This is a genomic window from Nonomuraea sp. NPDC050786 (assembly GCF_040654115.1).
Classification (GTDB): domain Bacteria; phylum Actinomycetota; class Actinomycetes; order Streptosporangiales; family Streptosporangiaceae; genus Nonomuraea.
On sequence record NZ_JBFAHJ010000014.1, the window covers coordinates 233,532 to 245,382 of the forward strand.

The 11,851-nt window shown below is 71.2% G+C and carries 5 protein-coding genes; 3 read left to right on the forward strand and 2 right to left on the reverse strand.

Going from position 1 to position 11,851, the window contains the following annotated elements; genetic code table 11:
* The first annotated feature begins 20 nt into the window (after positions 1-20).
* Both AB0H84_RS25835 and AB0H84_RS25840 read left to right on the forward strand, forming a co-directional pair.
* Positions 21-7,064 carry a polymorphic toxin-type HINT domain-containing protein gene (locus AB0H84_RS25835; RefSeq protein ID WP_357609018.1) on the forward strand — a complete coding sequence of 2,348 codons (7,044 nt, stop codon included), beginning with the start codon at positions 21-23 and terminating at the stop codon, positions 7,062-7,064.
* A gap of 6 nt (positions 7,065-7,070) precedes the next feature.
* Positions 7,071-7,331, forward strand: coding sequence for a hypothetical protein (locus AB0H84_RS25840; RefSeq protein WP_357609020.1), 261 nt, complete (start codon positions 7,071-7,073; stop codon positions 7,329-7,331).
* Positions 7,332-7,486: 155 nt separating this feature from the next.
* On the opposite strand, the gene AB0H84_RS25845 is transcribed toward AB0H84_RS25840, so the two are convergent.
* Together AB0H84_RS25845 and AB0H84_RS25850 are read right to left on the reverse strand one after the other, a co-directional pair.
* On the reverse strand, positions 7,487-8,419 hold the full coding sequence (locus AB0H84_RS25845) for a lysophospholipid acyltransferase family protein (protein WP_357609023.1): 933 nt from the start codon (positions 8,417-8,419) through the stop codon (positions 7,487-7,489).
* Positions 8,420-8,664: 245 nt separating this feature from the next.
* Positions 8,665-9,381: a GNAT family N-acyltransferase gene (locus tag AB0H84_RS25850; RefSeq protein ID WP_357609026.1), complete on the reverse strand. Its 717-nt coding sequence runs from the start codon at positions 9,379-9,381 to the stop codon at positions 8,665-8,667.
* 367 nt (positions 9,382-9,748) lie between these two features.
* Between AB0H84_RS25850 and fusA the strand changes: the two genes are divergently transcribed.
* Complete coding sequence (gene fusA / locus AB0H84_RS25855; protein WP_357609029.1) at positions 9,749-11,785, forward strand: elongation factor G; 2,037 nt, start codon at positions 9,749-9,751, stop codon at positions 11,783-11,785.
* Positions 11,786-11,851 lie beyond the last annotated feature (66 nt).

Consider the following 11,851-nt stretch of genomic DNA (forward strand, 5'->3'; position numbering starts at 1 on the left):
GTTCATCCCGGAGGTAAGTCGTGCTCGCTTCTTGGCGAGGCTGGGTTAGGGTCGCCGGACTGCTGGCGGTCGTGGTGCCCGCCACGCTGGCCGTCCGGCTGCCGGTGGCGCAGGCCGCCGGCGACCCGGCGTGGCACAAAGCTCAGGCCCAGCACCCGGTGCCCGGTCACCAGAGCAGGGCCCGTCCCGCCCCGCCTGATCCGGGGGCGAAGTTCGACCTCAAGGGCGCCCCCGCCGTGACATGGCCGCAGCCGGGTACGGCGGTGGCGCAGGCGAGCGCCACGACGAGCAAGTCTCTGAGGGGACGGGCACCGAAGGTCCGGGCGGGGGACCTCCCCGTCTGGGTCGGCCCGCCGTCGTCCAGCTCGGACAAGACGGCCGCCCCGGACAGGGCGGCCACCCCGGACAGGGCGGCCACCTCCGGGACCCCGGCGACGTCCTCGGCCGGAAAGCCGTCCTCCGCGGCGGCGGTGCCGGACGTCCAGGTCCGGGTGCTGGACGGCCGGACGGCCGACCGGTCGCGCATCACCGGGCTCGGCATCCAGCTGACCCCCCAGGGCACGCCGGGCGGCGGGGCGCGGCGCGCGGCGGTCGAGGTGGACTATTCGGGCTTCCGGTACGCCTACGGCGGCGACTGGGCGTCCCGCCTGCGCCTGGTCCAGCTCCCGGCGTGCGCGGCCACCACGCCCGACCTGCCGCAATGCCAGACCCGGACGCCGCTGCCCACCGGCAACGACGTCAAGGCCGGCCGGCTGACCGCCGACATCGACCTCGCCGCCGCCGGGGCGACCACCCTGGCGGCCGAGGCGGGGCCGTCGGGCTCGGCGGGCTCGTACGAGGCGACCTCCCTGTCGCCCTCCGCCACCTGGAACGTGAGCAGCCAGAGCGGCGCGTTCTCCTGGTCGTACCCCCTGCGCCTGCCGCCGACCCCGGGCGGGCCGACCCCCAACATCGGCTTCGTCTACTCCTCGGGCAGCGTCGACGGCCGCACCGTCGCCACGAACAACCAGGCCTCCTGGATCGGCGAGGGCTTCGACTACTGGCCCGGCTTCATCGAGCGCCGCTACAAGCAGTGCGCCGACGACGACGTGAAGCCCAAGCGCAACGACCAGTGCTGGCGCTACAGCAACGCCACCATGTCCCTCAACGGCCAGGCCACCGAACTGGTCCTGGACGACGCGACCGGCACGTGGCAGCCCAAGGAGGACGACGGCACCAAGGTCGAGAAGCTCTCCGGCGCCGACAACGGCGACAACGACGGCGAATACTGGCGGATCACCACCCCCGACGGCACGCAGTACTACTTCGGGCAGAACCACCTGCCCGGCTGGAGCAGCGGCAAGGCGGAGACCAACTCGACGTGGACCGTCCCGGTCTTCGGCAACGACTCCGGCGAGCCCTGCCACAAGGACACCTTCTCCGACTCCTGGTGCCAGCAGGCCTGGCGGTGGAACCTCGACTACGTCGTGGACCCGCACGGCACGGTCAGCACGTTCTGGTACGGCAAGGAGACCAACTACTACCGCCGCGACGTCACCACCCTGACCGACGGCGTGCCGAACGGCACCCCGACGGTGTACGACCGCGGCGGCTACCTCAAGCGCATCGACTACGGGCAGCGCTCGGAGGCCATCTTCTCCTCCGCCGCGCCCGCGCGGGTCGTGTTCGACACCGAGGAGCGCTGCGACCCGACCTCGAGCTTCGACTGCGCCGAGAGCAAGTTCACCAAGGACAACGCGAAGCACTGGCCCGATGTCCCCTACGACCAGAACTGCGACGCCGGCGAGAAGTGCATCGACAAGTACTCGCCGACCTTCTGGACGCGCAAGCGGCTCGCCGCCGTGACCACCCAGGTTCTGGCGTCGGGCAGCACGTACAAGGACGTCGACACCTGGACGCTCCAGCAGAAGATGCGCGATCCCGGCGACGGCACCGCCGCGACGGTCTGGCTCGAGGGCATCCAGCACACCGGCAAGGTCGGCGCCACGGCGGAGCTGCCGTCCGTGCGCTTCGCGGGCATCCAGAAGCCCAACCGGGTCGACGCCCTGGAAGGACGCCCGCCGCTCACCAAGTGGCGCGTCTCCGCCATCGACAACGAGACCGGCGGCTCCCTGTCGATCGCCTACTCCGACCCGGACTGCAAGGCCGGCGACACCCCCGAGCCGGATTCCAACACCCGCCGCTGTTACCCGCAGTACTGGTCGCCCGAGGGTGCCACGTCGCCCAAGCTCGACTGGTTCCACAAGTACGTGGTCACGCAGGTGCGCGCCATCGACCGCACGGGTGGCGCGCCCGACGAGGTGACCTCCTACGAGTACCTCGGCGGCGGCGCCTGGCACCACGATGACGACGACGGGCTGACCAAGGAGAAGTACAAGACCTGGTCGCAGTGGCGCGGCTACGGCAAGGTGCGGGTCGTCCACGGCGAGGCCCCCGAGCAGCGCTCGCAGTCGGAGTACATCTACTTCCGCGGCATGGACGGCGACGAGAAGTCCGGCGGCGGCACGAAGGACGTCCAGGTCACCGCCTCCGAAGGCCCGCCGGTGCCCGACGCCGAGCCCCTGCAGGGACGCATCCTGGAGGAGATCCACTACGACGGGCCCGGCGGGGCGGCCATGAGCGGCGCCATCACCGGCTACTGGACCAAGCAGACCGCCAAGCGGGTCCGCTCCTGGGGCACGACCACCGCCCACCTGGTCGAGGTCGACAAGGTGCGCAGCCGCACCGCGCTGGCCTCCGGCGGCTGGCGGTACACCACGACCGACACCGACTACAACGCCGACGGCCTGCCCACACAGGTCAACGACCTGGGCGACGAGTCGACCGCGAGCGACGACCAGTGCACCCGCACCGAGTACGCCCGCAACGCCGCCAAGTGGATGATCTCGTACGTCTCGCGCGTCGAGACGGTCACCAAGTCCTGCGCGGTCACGCCCGCCCGGCCGGACGACGTGGCCTCCGACGTGCGCAAGTACTACGACAACCAGGCCTACGGCACCGCGCCCGCCAGGGGCGACGTCACCAAGACCGAGAAGCTCGGGTCGTGGAGCGGCGGACCGCGGTACGTCACGGTCGGCACCACCACCTTCGACGTGTACGGCAGGCCGCAGGTCGTCACGGACGCCTCGGGCGGCCGGACCACCACCACGTACACCCCGGCGACCGGCCCGGTCACCCGCACCGAGGTCACCAACGCGGCGGGCCACGTCACCAAGACCGAGGTCGAGCCGGCGTGGGGCATCCCGACCGCCACGATCGACGTCAACGGCAAGCGCACGGACCTCGTCTACGACCCGCTCGGCCGGCTGACCGGCGTGTGGCTGCCCGGCCACGCCAGGTCGACCTTCCCGGATGCCCCGAACATGAGGTTCGGCTACCAGATCCGCACGGACGGGCCGACCACGGTGTCCACCGCGACGCTCCGGAACGACAGCGTCCACTACACCACCGGCTACGCCCTCTACGACGGCCTGCTGCGGCCCCGCCAGACCCAGCAGCCGGCTCCGGGCGGCGGCCGGGTGGTGAACGACACCCTGTACGACACCCGCGGCCTGGCCTACAAGACGAACCAGGACTACTACACCGAGGGCGACCCCGGCAGCACGCTCTGGACCCCGGCCAGCGACGACGACGTCCCGGGCCAGAACGTCACGGTCTACAACGGCATGGAGTGGCCCACCGCGCAGATCTTCCGCAAGCGCGGCAGCGAGCAGTGGCGCACCACCACGACCTACGGCGGCGACCGGGTCAGCGTCGACCCGCCGGCCGGATCCACGCCGATCACGAAGATCACCAACGCGCGGGGCCAGCTGGTCGAGCTCCGGCAGTACAAGGGCGACGGCCCGACCGGCGACCACGACGCCACCACGTACACCTACACCCCGGCCGGCCAGCCGGCGACCGTCAAGGACCCGGCGGGCACGACGTGGACGTACCACTACGACCTGCGCGGCCGGCTGATCCAGCTCGACGACCCCGACAAGGGCACCGCGAAGCTCACCTACGACGACAAGACCGACCGCCTGCTGACGACGACGGACGCGCGCGGCAAGAGCGTCTTCTTCACCTACGACGCCCTCGGCCGCAAGACCGCCGAGTACGAGGGCACCTCGGCCGCCGGCACCAAGCTCGCCGAGTGGACGTACGACAAGCTGTCCGACGGCACCGTCGTGAACGGCCAGCCGACGGCCTCGACCCGGTACGTCAGGAACGCCGCCACCGGGGCGATGGACGCCTACACCACCGCGGTCACCGGCTTCGACGACGCCTACCGGACTCTCGGCACCAAGACCACCATCCCGGCCGCCGAGGGGTCCCTGGCCGGTGTCTACGAGACCAGCACCGACTACAACCTCGACGGCACCGTCCATCGCAACGTGCTGCCCGCGGCCGGTGGCCTGCTCAAGGAGACGCTCCTCTACGGCTACGACGAGCTCGGCAATCCCACCACCACACGGGGACTGACCACCTACGTCACGTCCACCTCGTACTCCAAGCTCGGCCAGCTGCTCGACATGATGATGTCGACCGGCGGCAAGCGGGTGAAGGAGACCAACTTCTACGACGAGGGCACCGGCCGGCTCACCCGCTCCCTGTACGAGCGTGAGACGTCGCCGATCTCGGTCTCGGACACCAACTACACCTACGACCAGTCCGGGAACATCACCAAGATCGCCGACACTCCGTCCGGCCAGACGCCCGACGTGCAGTGCTTCCGCCAGGACTACCTGCAGCGCCTGACCGAGGCATGGACGGCCACCGACGACTGCGCCTCGGACCCCTCGCAGAACGTCGTCGGCGGACCGGCTCCGTACTGGCAGTCGTTCGCCTACGACATCGTCGGCAACCGCACCAAGGAGGTCGACCACCAGGCGTCCGGTGACGTCACCAAGACCTACACCTACGCCGGGGCCGGCAAGCCGCAGCCCCACACCCTGTCCACGGTCGAGTACCAGGGCGGCACGCGCGACGGGCAGATCGACAGCTACACCTACGACGCCGCCGGCAACACCACCGAGCGGGGCTCGGGCCGGGCGCTGGAGTGGGACGTCGAGGGGCACCTCGCCAAGTCCACCGACCCGTCCGGCGTCAGCACCTTCCTCTACGACGCCAACGGCGACCGGCTGATCCGCCGCGATCCCACCTCCACGACGCTGTACGTCGCCGGGATGGAGATCCGGCTCGACACCAAGTCCGGCGCCAAGACCGCGACCCGCTACTACGCCCACGGCGGGCAGATCGTCGCCGCCCGCACCAACAGGGGCGTCACGTGGCTCGGCTCCGACAACCACGGCACCACCGACGCCTCGGTCAGCGACGACGACACCCAGGCCCCGTCACGCCGGTACTTCACCCCGTTCGGCCAGCTCCGCGGCTCACCGCCGTCGTACTGGCCGGGCCAGAAGGGCTTCGTCGGCGGGACCATCGACGAGGCGACGTCCCTGACTCACCTCGGCGCCCGTGAGTACGACGCCGAAACGGGCCGCTTCATCTCCGTCGACCCGGTCTTCGACGCCACCGACCCGCAGAGCTGGAACGGCTACGCCTACGCCGACAACAACCCGGTCACCAAGTCCGACCCTTCGGGCCTGCAACCGGACGGTCCCTGGTGCGACACCTACGGCCGCTGCCACCAGGGCGGGAGAGACCCCGGCGCCGGCAGCAACGGCCCTGGGCATGCTCCTCACCACTCCCCCTCGCCCTCCGGATCGAACGGTGGCGGCGGTGGCGGTGGCGGACACTGCGGCACCTGGGACTTCGGCTGCAAGGCCAAGCGCTTCTGGAACCAGCACAAGGCCACCATCGTCAACGTCACCGTCACGATCGTCGTCACGATCGGATGCGAGGCGGCGACGGCCGGAGCCGGCAGCGTCGGCTGCGCCGCGGCCGGCGGAGCAGCCGGCAACCTCGCCGGCTACCTGGTCTCCACCCCCCGCGACCAGTGGAGTTTAGGCGGGGCCTTCCACGCGGCGGCGGTGGGAGCCGTAACAGGCGCGGCAGGAGGCTTCCTCGGCAAGGCCGCGTCGGCGGTGCTCGGCAAGGTCGCGAGCACGGCGGCCGGCAAGGCGGTCACGGGCGCGGTGGCCAAGGCGGCGGGCAAGGCGAGATCCGCGCTGGGCAAGATGGGCGGCGCCGCCGACGATGCCGCAGAAGCGGAAGGCGCGGCAGCCAGAGCCGGCGGAAGCAAGGCCGGACGCCCGCATGCGTCGTCCGGATCACGCGGGGGCTGTCCCAACAGCTTCGTCGCCGGCACGAAGGTCCAGCTCGCCGACGGCACGTTCAAAGCCATCGAGAAGATCAAGCCCGGGGAGAAGGTCCTCGCGACTGACCCTCACACAGGCAAGACCGCGCCGCAGCTCGTCGTCGCCGCCTTCTCAGGCGTCGGCTACCTCAACCTCGTCCAGATAACCGTCGACACCGACGGCAAGAAGGGCGACGAGACCGGCGTCATCCTCGCCACCGAACACCACCTGTTCTGGGACGCCAAGGACCACCAGTGGGTCCGCGCCGACCACCTGACGAACGCCGACCGCCTCCGCACCCCTGACGGCGCCACCGTCCAGGTCGTCAGCGCCCAAAAGGGGCATAACCACCCGACGGTCTACGACCTGACGGTCGCCGAGGTCCACACATTCTACGTAGAAGCGGGTACCGCGCCGGTACTCGTCCATAACTGCGGTGATGCTGACGATGATCTGCTCGATTTTGCCGATGCGGCGCTGAGTATGGATCCAAAGGTCCGCCCCAACGTGGCTACTAAGATTACTTCCGCAGACGGAGAGCATGTTAGGTTTGCCTATGCTGCGGATACGCGTACTGGCACAATGCCTGGGCAGGTAGCAAGAGCCGTTGCCCAGTCTGGGCATCACGGCGGCTGTGGAGAAGTGGGATGCGCGATTCTATTCGAAGAGGCTGACATTCCGTTGGATGGCGCTACGTTCCAATCAGTAAGAATCGGTGGAGGCGCAAGAGGTAACTCATACCCTCTCGACGAGCATGGTACGTTGATCGCGCCATGCCCTGCCTGCCAGAGGTTCCTTCCCCTCATCGGTGGAAGGGGATGAGCCGGTGTGGACATCCCCCCGGAATTGCGCGCCGCACTCCGAGAGTTGAGGGCGGTGCGCTCGGAGAAGCCGCCTGGTGAGAGAAGTACGGAAGCTTTTGCGGCGTGGCGCGAGAAAATGGCGGAAGCACTGGATGCGCTAGCACTAGTCCTGATCTTCTCCTCCGATCGCGAGAAGGCTGTTGCCGAAGCAAAAGCAGCGCGCGCCGAGGCGGCACATATTCGTGCAAAGCTTAATAAGCCGTCTCCGCCGATCGGTGAACCGTGAAGAGAAATTTCGTCGGCAGCAGGGAGGGGACGCGATAAGTTTTCCTCCAGGCCCTGCCCGCTCGGTATGCCGGCAGCCGCTACGCCTCCGTCCCAGGTGTACAGGGAGAGCGGCAGCCTGTTCGAACCGACCGGTGTGCAGTCGCCGGTCACCGGTTACCGCATAAAGCCGGACTGCTCATGACCGTGTGGTTCGAGCACGTTGGCGCGCACCCGGCTCTCGGCGATCCTCGCCAGGGCCGTACGGGCCTCCGGCCGGCTGCTCGTGGGCGCGGCCGGTCGTACTGGGGCGAAGAGCGTGACCTCCACGGCCAGGTCCCGGGTCGTGGCCACCCGGACGATGGAGGCGAGCAGCGAGTCGTCCCCGACGTAGCAGGCACGGGTCGAGGTCGCCGTCCCCTCGCGGTAGCGGAGCACGGCCGGGCGGACCGGGGCGCCCGCGTCCACGGCCGCCTGGAAGACGGCCGGGCGGAACCGGCCCATCCCGCGGCCGCACCAGGTGGTGCCCTCGGGGAAGGCGACCACGGTGTCGCCCGCCCTGAGGGCGTCGGTGACCGCGGCGACGGCCGACGGCAGCGCGGACAGGCGCTCCCTGTCGATGAACAGCGCGCCCGCGCCGGCGGCCAGCGTGCGGATGAAGGGCCATTCGCCGATCTCGCGCTTGGCGAGCGGTCGCGACGGCACCGTGGCCGCGAGGACGAGCGGGTCGAGCCAGGACACGTGGTTCGCCACGACGAGAGCGCCCGTCTGCGAGCCCGCACCGACTTCCGGCCTCGCCTCGCCGTCCCAACCCGGACCGCCAGCCGGCTTCGCCCGGACGCCCCAAGCAGCACCGGCAGCCAACAGCGTGCCCGCCTCCGACGCCGCACCGACGTTCGGCGGCGCGCCACTTCCCGATGTCGTCGCCTCGAGTCGGACGCCGAGGGCGCGCAGGAGCAGTCGTGCCCAGGCCATCGTGAGCTCCGTACGCCACGTCGCCCGTATCCGCCCCACTAGGGACATCGGCACCCCGGCGAGCAGCACCAGGAACGCCGCGACCAGCCGGGCCGCGAGCTGGACGGGCCCGGCGACGGCAACCGCGGCTTCCACGCACGCCGCCGTGGTGCAAGGGCCGAGTGGGCGCCACGGGTCCGGCGCCTCGGCCAGGTCCGGTGCGTTATGGGGGACCGGCGCCTCGGCCAGGTCCCGTGCGTTAAGGATGACCGGTGTCTTCGACGGGGCCAGCGCCCTCAGGGTGACCGGGGCCTCGGCCGTGTCCGGCGCCTTCAGGGTGACCGGTGCCTTGGAAGGAGCCGGCGCGTGAGGTGAGAGTGGCGTCTCCGGCGCTACGGCGCTCACAGCGTCTCCCCGAGGAAGTACCGCAGGTAGCGCATGTTCACGTTGGCCATCGACAGCAGCACGAAGAAGTCCGCGGTGCCGAAGTCCCGGTCGTGCGCGGGCGCTCCGCACACCCACGAGCCCAGCCGCAGGTAGCCGCGCAGGAGGGCAGGTGGGACGAACCGGTCGGAAGGTACGTCGCCCTCGGGGTGCCACGGCGTGTGCGGCGTTACCCGGTACTCCTCCGGCCCGAGCGGGACCCGCTCCACCACGGCGGCGGCCAGCGTGCCACCGTCGTCGAGCGGCACCGAGCAGCAGCCCGCCAGCCACTGGTGACCGCCGGAGAGCATGTACCGGGCGATGCCCGCCCACATCAGCGCGACCACCGCGCCGCCCCGGTGGTCGGGGTGCACGCAGGTGCGGCCCGCCTCCACCAGGCCCTTCCTGAGTGGCGCGAGGTTGGTCAGGTCGAACTCGCCGTCGGAGTAGAGCCGGTCTGTACGCCCCGGAGGGAGCAGCCGGTACGTGCCGACGACTTCTCTGCCGTCCCGTACGAGGAGGTGGTCGCAGTAGGCGTCGAACCGGTCCACGTCGAGGCCGGAGACCGGGCTGTCGAGCCGCGCCCCCATCTCCCCGGCGAAGACCTCGTGGCGGAGTCGCTGCGCGGCCTGCACGTCGGCGGCGCCGGTGGCCATGCCGACCGTGTACCGCCCGGTGTCCAGAGTGATCGTCATGGGCGCGTCCTTCCACTGAAAGCGTCTCGCGCCTATGTCGACATGCCGACATGACGGCTGTGTCTCTCATCGGGGGCAGTCAGGCGACCGCGTGGTGAACCTCCCCCACGGCCGGAACAAATCGCTTTCTTCGCCCGCCCGCCCCTGACTACACTCGCCACTGATCATCGACGAGGGAGAGGAGAACGGCCGTGCGCCACAGCACCGCTGCCGTCGTCCCCTCGTCGCGCTACGAGGTGATCCTGGTGTCTCCGTCGTCCCGGTGCCGGCTGCGCGGCCGCCACTGGACGACGCCCTGACGAGCCCCCGCTCTCGTCCGGGGAATCGCGCTGTCCCCTTTCTTCTCTGGACCGAAGGGTCATGGGCTGTGCGTGCTCACCTCTCGAAACAAGAACAGGCCAACCTGCTTGCCGTCGTACGGAATCTCGGCATCCTCGCCCACGTCGACGCCGGCAAGACCACCGTCACCGAGCGGATGCTGTACCTCGCCGGCGCCACGTACAAGCGCGGCGAGGTGCATGACGGCACGACCGTCACCGACTTCGACCCCCAGGAACGCGACCGCGGCATCACGATCTTCGCCGCCGCGGTGAGCTGCGTCTGGGACGGGCACCGCGTCAACCTGATCGACACCCCCGGCCACGTCGACTTCTCCGACGAGGTGGAGCGCTCGCTGCGGGTGCTCGACGGCGCGATCGCGGTGTTCGACGCCGTCGCGGGCGTCGAGCCGCAGAGCGAGTCGGTGTGGCGGCGGGCCGACCGGTACGGCGTGCCGCGCATCGCGTTCGTCAACAAGCTGGACCGGGCCGGCGCCGACCTGGACGCCGCGGTCGAGTCGATCCGCCGCCGGCTGCACAGGGCCCCGCTGGTGGTGCAGCTGCCGATCGGGCAGGAGGAGCGGTTCGCCGGCGTCGTCGACCTGGTCAGGATGCGCGCGCTCGTCTGGGAGGGCGACGCGTGCCAGGAAGGACCGGTGCCGGAGGACCTGCTGGACGAGGCGCGGCGGCGGCGCAGGCTGCTCGAGGAGTCGGTGGCGGAGCTGCACGCGGAGGCGCTGGAGGAGTTCTGCGCGCTGCCGTCGATCTCCGACCGGACGCTGGCCGCCGCGCTGCGCGACCTGACCGCGAGCGGTGCGGGCCTGGTCGTGCTGTGCGGGTCGGCGTACCGCAACCGCGGGATCGAGCCGCTGCTCGACGCCGTGGTGGCGTACCTGCCGTCGCCGCTGGACGTGCCCGCGGTGCGCGGCGTGGACGGCGCGGAGCGGGCCGCCGACCCGGAGGCGCCGCTGGCCGCGCTGGCGTTCAAGGTGAGCTCGACCGCCACCGGGCGGCTGACGTACCTGCGGGTCTACTCGGGAACGATGCGGAAGGGGGACGTGGTGCTGGACGCCGGCATAGGGCGCACCGAGCGCGTCAGCCGCATCCTGCGGGTGCAGGCCGACCGGCACACCGAGATGGAGCGGGCGGTGGCCGGCGACATCGTCGCGGTGGTCGGGCTGAAGTCGGCCCGCACCGGGAGCACCCTGTGCGCGCCCGAGGCGCCGCTGGTGCTCGAACCGCCGAGCGCGACGGAGCCGGTGGTGTCCGTGGCGATCGAGGCCCGCCGGAGCGTGGACGCGGACCGGCTGGCCTCGGCGCTGGCGCGGCTGGCCGAGGAGGATCCGTCGCTGGCGGTCCGTACGGACGCCGAGACCGGGCAGACGCTGCTGTCCGGGATGGGCGAGCTGCACCTGGAGGTCGCGGCGGAGAAGCTCCGGCGCGACCACGGGCTGGACGTCGCCGTCGGCCGTCCGCAGGTAGCGCTCCGGGAGACGGTGACGCGCGGCGTGTCCGGGCTGCTGTACCGGCACGTCAAGCAGGACGGCGGCGCGGGGCAGTTCGCCCACGTCGTGCTGGATGTCGAGCCGCTGGAGGTGGACGGCGGGGGCTTCGAGTTCCGGTCGACCGTGGCCGGTGGCCGGGTGCCGCGTGAGTACGTGCGGGCGGTCGAGGCCGGCTGCCGCGACGCCCTGGCCGACGGGCCGCTCGGCGGTCACCCGGTGACCGGCCTGCGGGTCACGCTGACCGACGGGGCCACCCATCCGAAGGACTCGTCGGACCTGGCGTTCCGCACGGCCGGGCGGCTCGCGCTGCGCGAGGCGCTGCGGGCCTGCGCGATGGAGTTGCTCGAGCCGGTGGTGGAGATCACGGTCACCGTGCCCGACGACGCGGCCGGCGGCGTGCTCGGCGACCTGGCGGCCCGGCGCGGCCGGATCTCGGGCTCGTCGGCGCGGGCCGGCACGGTGGTGATCACCGCCGTGGTCCCGCTGGCCGAGGTGTTCGGGTACGCGACCCGGCTGCGCAGCCGCACCCAGGGCCGCGGCACGTTCACCACCAGGCCCGCCGGTTACGCCCCGGCCCGGTAGAGCCACGGCCCCGTTCGCCCGCGCGGGGGGCCGGGGGCGGGGCCCCCGAGGGCGGGGGGCCCCGCG

What these genes read in the sequence shown, in the direction of transcription:
- AB0H84_RS25850 (WP_357609026.1), bottom strand. Translation starts at nt 9,381, where the DNA reads ATGACGATCACTCTGGACACCGGGCGGTACACGGTCGGCATGGCCACC.